Here is a 13,201-nt window from a genome sequence, read left to right as displayed (position 1 = left end):
GCCCCGCAGGGTAACATGACCGGGTCAAATCCCCAAAAGCGCCGGAACCTGCGCCATGTCAGAGAAGACTTCGCCCCCCGCAGCGGCCAGTTTTTTACCGCCACCATGCGGTGCATAGGCCAAACAGCGCATATGTGCCCTGCTTGCTGCGGTCACGCCGCTGAGGCTGTCCTCGATCACCAGAGGGTTTGACGCGTTGAAGCGTTCAGCCGCAGTCAGAAACAATGCCGGGTCCGGCTTGGCCGTTCCCAGGACATGGGCCGAAAAGGCGACATCGCGAAACCGATCCCATAACCCGTTCTGACCCAAAGTGATCTGCATCTTGTCCGGGCTGCCGTTCGAGGCGACACAGAAGGGCAGCCCGTTTGCCTCGAGAACCGCCAGCAGGTCCGCCACGCCGGGCATCAGCTGCACGCCAAGTCGGAGCCGGTCATAGGTTTCCGCATAGACCTCATCAACCCAGCCTGTGGGCAGCTCCGCGCCCAGCGCCCGGGCTTTGTCCCGCACCCCGGTCATGGTGCCCCCAACGAACAGCTTCATACTGTCTTCGATTGTCAGGTTCAGGCCATAACGGGCAAGATTGTCGACCAGTACCTGATTGGACAGCGGCTCACTGTCGACCAGGACTCCGTCGCAATCAAAGATCACCAGATCATGCATCCGGATCGCCATTCCACATCAGGGTGATATGCGTGTCGCCATATTTGCGGCTGTTATGCAACACGAACCCGTCGGGCGGCTGCATGGGCGCGTTTTCCTCCCAGACGACAAGGGCGCCTTGTGCGAACCAGCCGTCAGAAAGAGCCGCAATCGCCTTTTGCCCAAGGGATTTGCCATAGGGCGGGTCCAGGAAGATCAGGTCATAAGGCGCGTCGGGATTGGCCCCCAGCCGCGTTGCGTCGCGACGGATCAGCTCGGTACAGTCAGAGCTGCGGGTCAGGTCGATATTCTTGCGGATCAGGCCCTGTGACACGCGGCCATCATCGACAAAGCTCACATGTGCCGCACCGCGCGACAAGGCCTCAAGCCCCAGCGCACCGGTGCCTGCGAACAGGTCCAACACGCGCAGCCCGTCAAAATCAATCTGATGGGCCAGTACGTTGAACAGGCTTTCGCGTACCCGGTCTGTGGTCGGGCGCAGATGCGCGCCGGCGTCCCCCTTGCCGACCGAGGCCAAAGCCCGACCTCGGAAGGCTCCGGCGATGATCCTCACGCTCTGAGCAGCGGTTTCAGGTCCGCATCCGGGTCGGCCACAATAGCAGGATCAGCTGTTTTTCCGCTTTCAATCAGACGCTTACCAACCATATAGGCACGCGGATCGTTCATCGCGTCGACCGCGATCAGCTGATCGCCCTTATAGTACCAGAAGGACACGGTCTGCCCGTCACCTTTGCGGGTCACCACCCGGTCATACCCGGTGTTCAGGCCCGCGATCTGCAGTTTGACGTCATACTGATCCGACCAGAACCACGGGGTCGCAGTATAATCCTTTGCCGCGCCCAACATGTTCTGGGCAACAATCTCGGCCTGATCAATCGCGTTTGGCACGCTTTCCAGACGGATACGCCCGCCAGCATGCGGGAATGAGGCGCAATCGCCCGCCGCCCAGATCGACGGATCAGAGGTGCGCCCATGCGCATCGGTCTTGATGCCATTGTCCAGCTCAAGCCCGGCCATCTCGGCCAGTTGGGTTGCAGGAGCGATGCCAACGCCGACAACAACGAAATCGACCGCCAGTTCTGTTCCATCGGTCAGCACCGCGCCGGTGACCTTGCCGTTTTCACCCAGCAGTCGCTCCAACCCGACACCTTCGCGGATATCGGCGCCATATTCGGAATGCAGCGTTCTGAAATAGTCACTGGTTTCGGGGGCGGCGACCCGTTGCAAAATGCGGTCGGCCATTTCGACCAGGGTCACCTTGACCCCGCGCTTGGCGCAAACGGCTGCGGCCTCAAGCCCGATGTATCCCCCACCCACGATCAGCGCACGCGCGCCTTCGGACACATAGGGTTCCATTTCGTCCACATGGGACAGATCACGCACCACATGCACCCCTTCCAAATCGCCGCCAATAGCGGCTGGAAGGCGGCGCGGATCCGATCCAGTGGTCAGGGCCAGCTCATCATAAGAAACAACCTCATCACCCAGCGTCACCGTCTTGGCCTGCGGGTCAATACCGGTCACACGCTGACCAAGGCGCAGGGTGATATTGTTATCGGTATAGAAGTTTTCGGGGCGCAGGAAGAGGCGCTCTAGCCCCATCTCACCCAGAAGATAGGCCTTGGACAAAGGCGGTCTCTGATAGGGCAAATGCGGCTCTGCGCCAATCAGAGTAATCTCGCCGTCGAACCCATCTTTGCGCAGCCGGGCGACAAGCGAAGCACCTGCCTGGCCGGCGCCAATCACGACAATATGGCTCATATTCCCCTCACCCTGTCGAATTCCCGTGGTCACTTTTGTTAGCTCACCTATATTGCGGCTAGGCCCGACTCTGCAAATCCAAATGACAGGAGCGAAAAAATGATTTCAACAGGTGACACTCTGCCCGACGCCACATTGACCCAAATGGGGGCAAATGGCCCTGAAGAGGTCCGCGTTTCGGACAAGACCAAAGGGCGCAAGGTTGTCATTTTCGCCGTGCCCGGCGCCTATACCGGCACGTGCACAACGGCGCATGTTCCAAGCTTTATGCGTACCAAAGACCAGTTCGATGCAAAAGGCGTGGAAGAAATCATCTGCATCTCGGTCAACGATCCCTTTGTCATGAGCGCCTGGGGTGAGTCCACCGGCGCAACTGCGACTGGCCTAACCATGTTGGCCGATGCGGCGTCAGAATTCACCAAAGCCATCGGGATGGATTTCGACGCCCCGCCCGTTGGTCTGATCGGCAGGTCCAAGCGCTATGCGATGCTGGTCGAAGACGGCAAAGTGGTCGCCATGAACCTGGAGGAAAATCCCGGCGTCTGCGAGATTTCCGCAGGTGAAGGGCTGTTAGAGGTTATCTGACTTGATCTGGCCCCAGTGCTGCTGGGGCCATTTTCGCAATTTAACTTGCGGCACTCTCATGATGGGCGAATACTTGGTACATATTCATCAGGGAGTTTGTTTATGAACCTAAAGACATTTACCTTTCTTTTAGGTCTGACCGGCGCACTTGGCGCTTGTGGACCGGCCCCTACCCCGCAGCAACAGCATGAGATCGCCTGCCTGAGCGGCACAGTGGGTGGTGCCTTGCTGGGCGGCGTCATCGGCAATCAGTTTGGCGGCGGTTCCGGGAAAACCATCCTGACGGCAGCGGGTGCTGCGGTCGGCGGCGTTGAAGGTCAGAGGTTCGCATGTTGAGAGGGATGAAGATGAAAACCGCAATCGTCCTGTCGATGTTGTCCCTGGCGGGTGCCGCAACGGCCGAAACCGTGGCAGAGCTGCATGAGAATGAGCTTAAGGCCATCGACACCAATAATGACGGCTTCCTGTCGAAAGATGAGTTCGACGCCTTTTCCGACTATGCGTTCCAGACGATGGATGAGGACAAGAACGGCACATTGGGCCTGGATGAAGCCAAGCCGTTTCTGGATATAAAGCAATTCCAAAAGGTTGACCGGGACCGGGATAGTAATATTTCAAGAACGGAATACGATCAGCATATGACCGAAGATTTTATTTCTGCTGATCAGAACAGCAACGGTCAACTGGATTAGGCTCTGCGGCCTTGGGCCAGACAGGAGTATGCAATGACCAAATGGAACGCTCTTTTTGCGTTGGGGTTGCTTGCGGCATGTGATGTGCCGCAGGCCCCTATTGTGACCGGCCCTGATGGCCAACCGAGGATAGAGATCAGTACCAATGGCCTGACCTGCTATGACCGGCGTTGTCTCGACATCAACCCCGCAGCACGGTCCGTGCGCATGAACGGCAACAGAACTACCCGGATACCTGCCGAAATCGACGTTAGTGACAACCTGGTCACCCCAGCCGAGTTCAGGCGGCTGGGTCAGGTTGCCAGCCTTGCCGGTGGTGTCGGATCACGCGGTGACAGCGGCTAGACCAGGCTGTCCATCTTGCGGGCCAGTTTGGCGTCCAGCGCCGAAAGCCCGCCGACATCATGGGTGGACAGCGTCACCTCGACCGTGCGGTAGACATTGAACCATTCGGGATGATGGTTCCATTTCTCGGCAAACATAGACACTTGGGTCATCCAACCAAAGGCGTGGACGAAGTCCTCGAACATAAAGGTTTTGGTGATCGCATCCCGGTCCTTGACCATGGTCCAGCCGCTTTTGAACAGCGGGTCCAGCAAGGGGCCACGGGTCTCGGTCGACAGAAGTTCAGTCATTGGTGTTCCTCCGGGTTCGACTTTCTGAACGGGCCATAATCAGTCAGAATCTCGATTTCTTCTCCCACTGCTTGGGCCTCGGCGTCCAGATATTTTTTGATCGCATCGGCAAAGCTGGGGTCATTGACCCAGTGCAGGCTGTGCGTGCGCGTGGGAAGATAGCCGCGCGCCAGCTTGTGTTCGCCCTGCGCCCCAGCCTCGACCCGAGCCAGGCCTTGCGCAATAGCAAAGTCGATTGCCCTATAATAGCACAGTTCGAAATGCAGGCAGGCATGATGTTCGACGCAGCCCCAGTAACGGCCATAAAGCGTCTCGCGCCCGATAAAGTTCAGCGCGCCCGCAATCGGATACCCGCCGCGCTCGGCCAGAACCAATGCCATGTCATCCGCCATGGTTTCCTGAGCGATATCAAAGAATTGCCGCGTCAGATAGGGCACGCCCCATTTCCGAGCGCCGGTATCCTGATAGAACTCCCAGAACGCGTCCCAATGTTCAGGGCGCAGGTCATCACCCGTCAACGCGCGGATTTCGCCGCCAAAGGCGCAGGCCTGCGCGCGTTCCTTGCGAATGTTCTTGCGTTTGCGCGAGGATAAAGCGGCCAGAAATCCATCGAAATTCGCATACCCGTCGTTCAGCCAGTGAAATTGCTGGGAATGGCGCAACATCAGGCCCATCTGTTCGCCCGCCAGCGCCTCATCTTCAGTGCAAAAGGTCGCATGGACCGACGATACCTGATTATCCGCGGCCAGCTGCACCGCCCCCTGCACCAAGGCGGACATTCCCACCGCCTGATATCCCGGCCGCAGCAGAAAGCGGCGCCCGGTGGCCGGGGTGAACGGCACGGCAATCTGCAGTTTGGGATAATACCGCCCGCCGGCGTTTTCATAGGCATGCGCCCAGTTGTGGTCGAAGATATATTCGCCCTGACTATGCGATTTGGCATACATCGGGGCGGCCCCGATCAACATTCCATCCAGATAAACCGTCAGGTATTGCGGCTGCCAGCCGGTACCCGGCCCGACCGACCCGCTCTCCTCCAAAGCCAAAAGAAAGCGATGAGTGGTAAAGGGATCAAGCGGACGGCCCCCATCCGCAGCCTCGGGGCAGGCACAGCTGTCCCACTCTGCCGCAGTAATCTGCGAGAGCGATCCAAGTACCCGAACCTCGATTTGTGCCTGATCCATGTGCCCTCTGCGTTTGATCTTTATCTGTGACGGAAGGGGCGCGGTTCAACCCGGATGCGCGGCTAAGTACCCTTCGAAAGTCACATTATCGGCAATCTTGCGAGCCTCGGCCTCTTGCGCGGCCGAGCGAACGGTCCAGCACAGGACCGGAACACCCTGAGCCTTCAGCTCGGCAACCCTTGGGCGGGACAAGTCTTCGGCTTCGTGGCTGATGAAACTGGCCCCGACCCTCGCGAAATCCGGGATGTCCCGCAGGTAATCGCACACCGCCGCAGGCAAAAGTTCGACTTTGGGCTGATACGAACAGGTCGTGATCCCCCTGGGCAAATGCGGCGCCAACCGCGCCAGTTCAGCCACCGAATTGGGGTTGAACGACATCAGCGCCACCGGACCTTCATAACCCTCAAGGGCTCGTACAGTATCGCGCTCGAGCGGGCCCACATTCGGGCCCATCACACCGTCCTGATCCTTAAACTCGATCAGCAGGGGCACCTTGCCCGCCACGATTTCCAGCACATCATCCAGTGTCGGAATACCGTCATCAGCGTGCAACAGCTGTGTCTCGGACGCTACCTGCGCCGAAATCTGCCGAACTGGGCCCGGTCGCCCGGTCAGTCGCCCCAGGTCATAGTCGTGAAAGACCAAAGCCCGGTTGTCGGCGCTCAACTGCAGATCAATCTCAATCCCGTAACCGGCCTTAACAGCGGCACGAACCGCCGCCCGGCTGTTTTCCGGGCGGTTGTCCAATTTGTCGTGCAGGGCCCGATGCGTGATCGGGGCCTGTAGGAACGTAGCGGGCAGTACCGGGGTCATGCGATCTCGAAGATGCCTTCGATCTCAACCGCGACGCCCAACGGCAACGACGCTGCACTCACGGCCGAGCGCGAATGGCGACCAGCCTCGCCCAGCGCCTCGACCAGAAAGTCCGACGCACCATTGATCACCTGCGGCTGGTCGGTGAAATCGGCGGTTGAATTCACGAACCCTGTCAGTTTGATCACACGCACCAGCTTTTCTATATCGCCACCGCAAGCAGCCTTGACCTGCGCCAGAAGATTGATCGCGCAGACCTTGGCGGCCGCAGCACCCGCTGCAACATCCATGTTATCACCCAGCTTGCCGGTGATCAGTTCCGCATCCTTGGAAATCTGTCCTGAAACGTAGACGATATTGCCGACCCGCACGAAAGGCACATAGTTGGCGGCGGGCGCCGGCCCGTCCGGCAGACTGATTCCCAGGCTTTCCAGTTTTGCTGCGATACTCATCGGTTGATCCTCACCTGATATAGACTCGGCCGGACGCTATCCGGGATCGTTCGGCTGGAAAAGTGTGAAACCAGTAAAACTGCGGTCAGTGGCGTATTAAGCGTAACTTCTCTTATCCCGAGGTGTTGAACTTGTGTCACTTTACCTGATGCAGTCGGCCGGGTTAAACGCGAACTGTTTCAAAATGGGCCCAAAACCTTTATGTGACGACAGATTGAGCCGCAAAATGGCCGCAGGCATTATTGATTGAGCGTCCAGCCCCACTCACAAAACGGCTGGCGCGTTTGGAGTTGAAATACCGTGTTGAGCAAGATCAGATTCAAGCCCCTGATTGTCGTGACCCTGATGACCGTTCTTGGCGCTTGTGCGTCCCAACCCGCCGATCAGGCCGCGCGCGGCGATACTTTCGATCCCTACGAGAATACAAACCGCGGCATTCACAAGTTCAATCTGGGCGTCGACCGGTTCCTGTTCCGTCCGGCCTCGAAGGGCTATGTGAAGATCGTGCCCGATCCGATGGTGACCAGTTTCAACCATTTTGCCGAAAACCTGACTATGCCGGGTCAGGCTCTGGATTATCTGCTGCAGGGCAATCTGAAGCAGTCGGGCAATGCCCTGCTGCGGTTCCTCATCAATACGACCGTTGGTGGCGCGGGTCTGTCTGACCCGGCCAGCGAATTGAACCTGCCGCCCGTGGATACCGATTTCGGTGAAACCCTGCACGTCTGGGGTTTTGGCGAAGGCGCCTATGTGGAATTGCCTTTCTATGGCCCCTCAACATCCAGGGATGCGGTCGGCGTCGTCGTCAACCTGTTTTCGAACCCGATCAACTTCACACCGGTGCGCCCGGTCGAGAATATCGGCGTCTACGCCGAAATCGTAAGGCGGATGGGCGACCGTGGACGGTTCTCGGACACAGTCGATTCCATCCTCTATGAAAGTGCTGACAGCTATAAGCAGGCACAAACAATTTACCTGCAAAATCGACGTTTCGAACTGGCACGCGATGATGAGGACGCCTATCTGGGATTGTATGACGATCCCTATGCAGATATCGGGACCGACCCTGTCAGAGACCCCTACCTTGACCCCTACGAGGATCCATATGCCGAGTAATTATTTGAAGAGAAGAGAGTTTATTGCATCTGGCATCGCCGGCCTGGCGCTAGCCACCCTCCCCTTGCCAGGCTTTGCCCAGACAGAGGCCAGTGCAAAAGCGTTGGTCGTTAGCGTTGTGGATGACATCAACCGCGTCATCAGTTCAGGAAAATCCGAAAAGAGCATGATCCGCGATTTTGAAAAGATCTTCGTGCAATATGCTGACGTTCCGATCATGGCCCGCTATGTGCTGGGGGCCGATGGCCGCTCGGCCAGTGCGTCACAGATAAAGCAGTTCACCGACGCGTTTCAGGGCTATATCTCGAACAAATACGGACGTCGCTTTCGCGAGTTCATTGGCGGCGAGGTGACCGTTCGAAATGCGCGCAAGATCAAAGCCGGATACGAGGTGCGTACCTCGGTCAAGCTGCAAGGCTCCTCGCCCTTCGAGGTGACCTTCCTAGTGTCCGATAAATCCGGCCGCGACAAATTCTTCAACATGTTTATCGAAGGCGTGAACATGCTGCTGACCGAACGTACCGAGATTGGCGCCATGCTGGACGCGCGCGGCGGTGATCTGAACCGTCTGATCAAAGATATGAAGCGAACCGGGTGAATTCACAGCGATTTGCTGCAGTCAAAACTTTCAAATCCGCACGTAGTTTCGACCAGTTCGGCCTCATAGTGTGCGATCATTGGCATTGCAATGGGTTCGATCTGGTCATTCCAGACCGCCTCACCATAGAAGCTGTCCTTTATCCTGTCGCGTTCTTCCAACGAAGAGAACGCGCGCATCCAATGCACTTTGTCAGGATTTTCCAGATCTCTGAGCGGCCCAAACACAAGCATTCCTGCATCCCGCAACGCAGCGCGATTGTGTTTCTCAAAGAATTCTATGAACGCTTCTCGGCGGCCCGGTTTTAGTGTGTAATGTCGAATTTCCAGTATCATCGATATTCCCCGGGCAATCTCGTTGGCCTGACATGGCGTCAGTACTTGGCGAAATTGCCCGAGTTTAGCAAGAACAAGTCCTGCGCAGTGCGCTAGTTCAACCGCTCGCCGGTTTCCTTGGCAAAATAGGACACTTTGCTCATGTCAAAGGCCAGGTTCAGCTCTTGCCCGGCCTGGGCGCTGGTTTCCGCGTGCAGGCGCGCAGTGACCTGTTTGCCGCCCAGTTCGGACACTACATAGGTGTCAGCTCCGGCAGGTTCGACCATGTCGACCATGCAAACCGCTTCCTGTACACCGTCTCCGGCGCGGAAACCGGCTTCGGCGATATCCTCGGGGCGCAGGCCCAGAATGACATCCTGCGGCAGTGACAGATCACGGGCATCCTTCAGGACTAGCGTTTCACCGGATGACCGCTCAATGGCGATTTCGGTGCCCGTGCCGTTCTTGGTTGCCTTTGCAGGGATCAGGTTCATCGCAGGTGAGCCCATGAAATCGGCGACGAACAGGTTGGCGGGGTTGTTATAGATCTCGGCCGGGCTGCCGATCTGTTGCACGATCCCGCCTTTCAGAACCACAATCTTGGTGGCCAGCGTCATCGCCTCGATCTGGTCGTGGGTCACATAAACGATAGAGGCATCCAGAGTCTGGTGCAGCTTCTTGATTTCTGTCCGCATCTCGACCCGCAGCTTGGCGTCGAGGTTCGAGAGCGGCTCGTCAAACAGGAACAGTTTGGGGTCGCGCACCAGCGCCCGACCCATCGCCACCCGCTGACGCTGACCACCGGACAGCTGGCTGGGGCGACGGTTCAGCAAGGGTTCAATCTGCAGCAGGGACGCGACCTCTTTCAGCTTGGCGTCCTGCGTGGGCTGATCAACCCCGCGCACCTTCATGCCAAAGGTGATGTTCTTGGCCACCGACATGGTCGGGTACAGAGCATAGGACTGGAACACCATGGCAATGTCGCGATCCTTGGGGCTGACATGGGTCATGTCCTTGCCGCCAATGGCCAGCGTGCCGCCGGTGATCGGTTCAAGCCCGGCAATACAGTTCAGCAAGGTGGATTTGCCACAACCCGAGGGGCCAACCAGCACCAGAAAGTCGCCCGGTTCGATCGAGATATTGATATCTTTCAGGATCTCGGTTGCGCCGTAATTCTTGTACAGCTTGTTGATATCAAGGATGGGAGCCATCATTCTATCCCTTCACAGAGCCAGCGGTCAGGCCGCGGATGAAATACTTACCGGCAACGACATAGACGAGCAGCGTCGGCAGACCCGCGATGATCGCGGCGGCCATGTCGACATTGTATTCTTTGACACCGGTGGTGGAGTTTACGATGTTGTTAAGCGCCACGGTCACAGGCTGTGTGCCCGCCTGGCTGAACGACACGCCGAACAAGAAATCATTCCAGATCTGCGTGAATTGCCAGATCACGGTTACCACGATGATCGGCAGTGACAGTGGCAGGAAGATCGACCAGAAAATCCGCAGGAACCCGGCCCCATCGACGCGGGCGGCCTTGGTTAGCTCGGCCGGGATAGAGACATAATAGTTGCGGAAAAACAGCGTGGTGAAGCCAAGACCATAGATTACGTGGACAAAGATCAGGCCCGGAATGGTTCCGGCAATACCCATCATGCCCAGAAGGCGCGCCATCGGCAGCAGGACGACCTGAAACGGAATGAAGCAACCAAACAGCATCAGCGAGAAGATGATGTTAGCCCCTTTGAACCGCCACTGCGCGACAACGTAACCATTCAGAGCGCCCAGCAGGGTCGAGATAGCCACCGCAGGCACCGCAATCAGGACCGAGTTCCAGAAGTAAGGCCGCAGACCTTCGCATTGGATACCCGTGCAGGCGCCCGACCAAGCGGTTTTCCAGGCCTCGAAACTCACCTCACGCGGTAACGATATCAGACTACCGGTACGGATTTCCTCAAGACTTTTGAGCGATGTCGTCAACATCACAAATAATGGCATCAGGTAATACAGCGCGAACAGACACAGCACCACGTAAAGCAGCCAGCGCAGGGCGATTTTGCTCATGTTACTTTGGCTGCGGGTTTGGGTGTGGGGCATCGACAGATCAGTCATTTTTAGCCCTCAATTCTGAGTAGAGATAAGGAACCACGATGGCAAAGACGACCAGCATCATGATCATTGCAGAAGACGCCGCCTGACCGATATCGCCGCGCGAAAAGGCCATCGCATACATGTAGGTGGCGGGCAGATCGGTCGCATAGCCCGGACCGCCTCCGGTCAGGGCGATGACAAGGTCAAAGCTCTTGATTGCCAGATGCGCCAACACGATGAAAGCGGACAGGAAAATCGGGGCCATCGACGGGATGATGATCGCGGTATAGATACGCCATGTTGGAATACCATCGACCTGTGCGGCCTTGATGATCTCGCCATCGACCGAGCGCAGACCGGCCAGAAACAACGCCATCACAAAGCCCGAGCTTTGCCAGAGTGCGGCAATGACGATGGTGTAGATCGCGTAATCGGGATTCACAAGCCAATCGAATTCGAAGTTGGGAAAGCCCCAACCCTGCACCATGGACTCAATCCCCAGACCGGGGTTCAGGATCCACTTCCACGCCGTGCCCGTGACGATCATCGACAGCGCCATGGGGTAGAGATAGATTGTTCGGATCGCTCCTTCGACGCGGATTTTCTGATCCAGCAGGATGGCCAGCAGCAGGCCCAGCAGCATCGCGATCACGATGAACAGAGTACCAAAGATATACAGGTTGCCAATCGCCGTATCCCAGCGCGGAGAGTCGAACAGGCGCTCATACTGGATGAAGCCATGGATCTCGTATTTCGGCAGCAGTTTCGATCGGGTCAGCGACACCCATGCGGTCCATCCGATAAATCCGTAGACAAAGATCAATACGGCGATGAACGACGGTGCCAGCACCACCTTGGGCAGGTGGTTTTCCAGCCATTCGGACATATTTTCCTCCGGGGAAAGATGCTCTGCCCCACACCTTGGGGGGCAGAGCGTATTGGATCAGTAGCTGTTGGCCACCGCGTCCGCCAGTTGCTGAACCGCGTCAGCCGAGGACATATCCGAGTTGAAATGCGCGGTCACAACATCGGTGATCGCACCAGCCTGCGACCCGCGCAGCGCCATGCCATGGGCATAAGATGGCAGCAGCGAACCACCTGCCGAGGTCGAGCCCATGTCTTCGGCCGAGATTTGCGCGCAGATGTCAAAGGCATCCAGCGACACATCGGTCCGGGCCGGGATCGAACCTTTGTTCAGGTTGAACACTTCCTGAAAGTTCGGTGCAACAATCAGCTTGGCCAGCAATTCCTGACCGGCGCGATTGTCGTCGCCCTCAACCTCGAACATGGCAAAGCTGTCGACATTGTACAGATATCCATCGCCGGGGGTCGAGGCGCACAGGAAATCCTCACCAGGCTTCTTGCCCGCTGCCAGGAATTCGCCCTTGGCCCAGTCACCCATGATCTGAAAGGCCGCTTCGCCGTTCATCACCATCGCGGTGGCCAGGTTCCAGTCACGGCCCGAGAAGTTCTCGTCCACATAGCCACGCAGGGTGCGCATCTGGTCAAAGACCTGGATCATTGTGTCCGAGGTCAACGCCTCGGGGTCCAGATCGACCAGGGCTTTCTGATAGAACTCGGGTCCGCCAAGACCCAGTGCAACGGCTTCGAAAACCGTGGCGTCCTGCCAGGCCTGACCGCCATGGGCCAGTGGGATCACACCGGCGGCCTGCAGTTTCTCGGCAGCGGCGTTGAACTCATCCCATGTGGTGGGCATTTCGATGCCATTCGCAGCCAGCACATCGGCATTGGCCCAGATCCAGTCGATGCGGTGAACGTTCACAGGCGCCGCGCACCAAGTGCCTTCGCACATCATGTGACCAGCGATCGACGCGGGCAGAACGTCGGCCCAGCCTTCGGCGGCGGCCACGTTCGAGATATCGGCCAGAACGCCCTCTTCATACCATTCCTGAATCGCCGGGCCTTTCAGCTGAACCGCTGTCGGCGCGTTGCCTGCCAGAACCCGCGCCCGCAGCGCCGTCATGGCTGCATCACCGCCGCCGCCTGCGACAGGCATATCGGTCCATGTGCCCCCGTTCGAGGCAAACTCTTCCTGAAGCACGGCCACCGATTTGGCCTCGCCACCGGATGTCCACCAATGCAAGACCTCCGCCTGTGGTTCGGCCACCACAGATGATCCGGCCGCGACGGCCAATGCGGACACAGTCGCAAAAGAAAATCGTTTCATGTTTTCTCCTCCCTGAGAATTCGGTGCCAGTCAAATTGGCAATGCCGCAATACTGTGCCCCTATCTGAGTCTGACAACGCTTAATCCGGGCCAATACCCGGGAAAGGCG

18 protein-coding genes are annotated in these 13,201 nt (G+C 57.8%); 6 read left to right on the top strand and 12 right to left on the bottom strand.

Translation table 11 applies throughout. The annotated features are described in order from the left end of the window. Nucleotides 1-24: 24 nt before the first annotated feature. From AC2FLG_RS15965 to AC2FLG_RS15955, 3 genes are read right to left on the bottom strand one after another with little or no spacing between them, the layout of a single operon-like run. Nucleotides 25-672 carry an HAD family hydrolase gene (locus AC2FLG_RS15965; RefSeq protein ID WP_496702538.1) on the bottom strand — a complete coding sequence of 216 codons (648 nt, stop codon included), beginning with the start codon at nt 670-672 and terminating at the stop codon, nt 25-27. Beyond that, complete coding sequence (gene rsmD / locus AC2FLG_RS15960; protein ID WP_496692762.1) at nt 653-1,213, bottom strand: 16S rRNA (guanine(966)-N(2))-methyltransferase RsmD; 561 nt, start codon at nt 1,211-1,213, stop codon at nt 653-655. Before rsmD ends, AC2FLG_RS15965 begins: the two co-directional genes overlap by 20 nt. After that, on the bottom strand, nt 1,210-2,421 hold the full coding sequence (locus tag AC2FLG_RS15955) for an NAD(P)/FAD-dependent oxidoreductase (protein ID WP_496707007.1): 1,212 nt from the start codon (nt 2,419-2,421) through the stop codon (nt 1,210-1,212). The genes rsmD and AC2FLG_RS15955 overlap by 4 nt, the downstream gene beginning before the upstream one ends. A 99-nt stretch (nt 2,422-2,520) precedes the next feature. On the opposite strand from AC2FLG_RS15955, the gene AC2FLG_RS15950 reads away from it, so the two are divergent. The 4 genes from AC2FLG_RS15950 (at nt 2,521) to AC2FLG_RS15935 (ending at nt 4,043) form a co-directional block, all read left to right on the top strand. Next, complete coding sequence (locus tag AC2FLG_RS15950; RefSeq protein ID WP_142638675.1) at nt 2,521-3,006, top strand: peroxiredoxin; 486 nt, start codon at nt 2,521-2,523, stop codon at nt 3,004-3,006. A 102-nt stretch (nt 3,007-3,108) separates the two neighbouring features. Then, nucleotides 3,109-3,342, top strand: a complete 234-nt coding sequence (locus tag AC2FLG_RS15945; RefSeq protein ID WP_496707005.1) for a glycine zipper 2TM domain-containing protein — start codon at nt 3,109-3,111, stop codon at nt 3,340-3,342. A gap of 11 nt (nt 3,343-3,353) precedes the next feature. Beyond that, on the top strand, nt 3,354-3,698 hold the full coding sequence (locus AC2FLG_RS15940) for an EF-hand domain-containing protein (protein ID WP_142638671.1): 345 nt from the start codon (nt 3,354-3,356) through the stop codon (nt 3,696-3,698). A gap of 33 nt (nt 3,699-3,731) precedes the next feature. Then, nucleotides 3,732-4,043, top strand: coding sequence for a hypothetical protein (locus AC2FLG_RS15935; RefSeq protein WP_496707003.1), 312 nt, complete (start codon nt 3,732-3,734; stop codon nt 4,041-4,043). On the opposite strand, the gene AC2FLG_RS15930 is transcribed toward AC2FLG_RS15935, so the two are convergent. From AC2FLG_RS15930 to AC2FLG_RS15915, 4 genes are read right to left on the bottom strand one after another with little or no spacing between them, the layout of a single operon-like run. Then, nucleotides 4,040-4,333 carry a 4a-hydroxytetrahydrobiopterin dehydratase gene (locus tag AC2FLG_RS15930; protein WP_142638667.1) on the bottom strand — a complete coding sequence of 98 codons (294 nt, stop codon included), beginning with the start codon at nt 4,331-4,333 and terminating at the stop codon, nt 4,040-4,042. The genes AC2FLG_RS15935 and AC2FLG_RS15930 overlap by 4 nt on opposite strands. Further along, nucleotides 4,330-5,517: a GNAT family N-acetyltransferase gene (locus AC2FLG_RS15925; RefSeq protein WP_142638665.1), complete on the bottom strand. Its 1,188-nt coding sequence runs from the start codon at nt 5,515-5,517 to the stop codon at nt 4,330-4,332. Before AC2FLG_RS15925 ends, AC2FLG_RS15930 begins: the two co-directional genes overlap by 4 nt. 45 nt (nt 5,518-5,562) lie before the next feature. Then, nucleotides 5,563-6,330, bottom strand: coding sequence for a glycerophosphodiester phosphodiesterase family protein (locus AC2FLG_RS15920; protein WP_496707001.1), 768 nt, complete (start codon nt 6,328-6,330; stop codon nt 5,563-5,565). Continuing rightward, the gene (locus AC2FLG_RS15915) at nt 6,327-6,782 is read right to left on the bottom strand and encodes a RidA family protein (protein WP_142638661.1); all 456 of its coding nucleotides are present in this window, start codon (nt 6,780-6,782) and stop codon (nt 6,327-6,329) included. Before AC2FLG_RS15915 ends, AC2FLG_RS15920 begins: the two co-directional genes overlap by 4 nt. Nucleotides 6,783-7,127: 345 nt before the next feature. On the opposite strand from AC2FLG_RS15915, the gene AC2FLG_RS15910 reads away from it, so the two are divergent. After that, complete coding sequence (locus AC2FLG_RS15910; RefSeq protein ID WP_142638706.1) at nt 7,128-7,898, top strand: MlaA family lipoprotein; 771 nt, start codon at nt 7,128-7,130, stop codon at nt 7,896-7,898. Further along, a complete protein-coding gene (locus tag AC2FLG_RS15905; protein ID WP_271952395.1) occupies nt 7,888-8,496 on the top strand; it encodes an MlaC/ttg2D family ABC transporter substrate-binding protein in 609 nt (202 codons plus the stop codon). Before AC2FLG_RS15910 ends, AC2FLG_RS15905 begins: the two co-directional genes overlap by 11 nt. Before the next feature lie 2 nt (nt 8,497-8,498). On the opposite strand, the gene AC2FLG_RS15900 is transcribed toward AC2FLG_RS15905, so the two are convergent. From AC2FLG_RS15900 to AC2FLG_RS15880, 5 genes are all read right to left on the bottom strand, one after another. Continuing rightward, a complete protein-coding gene (locus tag AC2FLG_RS15900) occupies nt 8,499-8,831 on the bottom strand; it encodes a putative quinol monooxygenase (RefSeq protein WP_496706999.1) in 333 nt (110 codons plus the stop codon). 92 nt (nt 8,832-8,923) lie between these two features. Next, nucleotides 8,924-10,021 (bottom strand): ABC transporter ATP-binding protein, encoded by a 1,098-nt coding sequence (locus tag AC2FLG_RS15895; RefSeq protein WP_496703496.1) that lies wholly within the window; start codon nt 10,019-10,021, stop codon nt 8,924-8,926. Nucleotides 10,022-10,025: 4 nt separating this feature from the next. Beyond that, on the bottom strand, nt 10,026-10,925 hold the full coding sequence (locus AC2FLG_RS15890) for a carbohydrate ABC transporter permease (RefSeq protein WP_271952391.1): 900 nt from the start codon (nt 10,923-10,925) through the stop codon (nt 10,026-10,028). Beyond that, nucleotides 10,918-11,790, bottom strand: coding sequence for a carbohydrate ABC transporter permease (locus AC2FLG_RS15885; RefSeq protein ID WP_142638652.1), 873 nt, complete (start codon nt 11,788-11,790; stop codon nt 10,918-10,920). Before AC2FLG_RS15885 ends, AC2FLG_RS15890 begins: the two co-directional genes overlap by 8 nt. Before the next feature lie 57 nt (nt 11,791-11,847). Then, nucleotides 11,848-13,092 (bottom strand): ABC transporter substrate-binding protein, encoded by a 1,245-nt coding sequence (locus AC2FLG_RS15880; RefSeq protein ID WP_496703494.1) that lies wholly within the window; start codon nt 13,090-13,092, stop codon nt 11,848-11,850. Nucleotides 13,093-13,201 lie beyond the last annotated feature (109 nt).

Source organism: Ruegeria sp. CDSA193, assembly GCF_059611885.1.
This window is presented reverse-complemented; position numbering and strand designations above follow the sequence as displayed.

Coding starts and splice junctions, on each gene's coding strand:
- AC2FLG_RS15965 (WP_496702538.1), bottom strand. CDS start 672: ATGGCGATCCGGATGCATGATCTGGTGATCTTTGATTGCGACGGAGTC.
- AC2FLG_RS15955 (WP_496707007.1), bottom strand. CDS start 2,421: ATGAGCCATATTGTCGTGATTGGCGCCGGCCAGGCAGGTGCTTCGCTT.
- AC2FLG_RS15950 (WP_142638675.1), top strand. CDS start 2,521: ATGATTTCAACAGGTGACACTCTGCCCGACGCCACATTGACCCAAATG.
- AC2FLG_RS15945 (WP_496707005.1), top strand. CDS start 3,109: ATGAACCTAAAGACATTTACCTTTCTTTTAGGTCTGACCGGCGCACTT.
- AC2FLG_RS15940 (WP_142638671.1), top strand. CDS start 3,354: ATGAAAACCGCAATCGTCCTGTCGATGTTGTCCCTGGCGGGTGCCGCA.
- AC2FLG_RS15935 (WP_496707003.1), top strand. CDS start 3,732: ATGACCAAATGGAACGCTCTTTTTGCGTTGGGGTTGCTTGCGGCATGT.
- AC2FLG_RS15930 (WP_142638667.1), bottom strand. CDS start 4,333: ATGACTGAACTTCTGTCGACCGAGACCCGTGGCCCCTTGCTGGACCCG.
- AC2FLG_RS15925 (WP_142638665.1), bottom strand. CDS start 5,517: ATGGATCAGGCACAAATCGAGGTTCGGGTACTTGGATCGCTCTCGCAG.
- AC2FLG_RS15920 (WP_496707001.1), bottom strand. CDS start 6,330: ATGACCCCGGTACTGCCCGCTACGTTCCTACAGGCCCCGATCACGCAT.
- AC2FLG_RS15915 (WP_142638661.1), bottom strand. CDS start 6,782: ATGAGTATCGCAGCAAAACTGGAAAGCCTGGGAATCAGTCTGCCGGAC.
- AC2FLG_RS15910 (WP_142638706.1), top strand. CDS start 7,128: ATGACCGTTCTTGGCGCTTGTGCGTCCCAACCCGCCGATCAGGCCGCG.
- AC2FLG_RS15905 (WP_271952395.1), top strand. CDS start 7,888: ATGCCGAGTAATTATTTGAAGAGAAGAGAGTTTATTGCATCTGGCATC.
- AC2FLG_RS15900 (WP_496706999.1), bottom strand. CDS start 8,831: ATGATACTGGAAATTCGACATTACACACTAAAACCGGGCCGCCGAGAA.
- AC2FLG_RS15895 (WP_496703496.1), bottom strand. CDS start 10,021: ATGGCTCCCATCCTTGATATCAACAAGCTGTACAAGAATTACGGCGCA.
- AC2FLG_RS15890 (WP_271952391.1), bottom strand. CDS start 10,925: ATGACTGATCTGTCGATGCCCCACACCCAAACCCGCAGCCAAAGTAAC.
- AC2FLG_RS15885 (WP_142638652.1), bottom strand. CDS start 11,790: ATGTCCGAATGGCTGGAAAACCACCTGCCCAAGGTGGTGCTGGCACCG.
- AC2FLG_RS15880 (WP_496703494.1), bottom strand. CDS start 13,092: ATGAAACGATTTTCTTTTGCGACTGTGTCCGCATTGGCCGTCGCGGCC.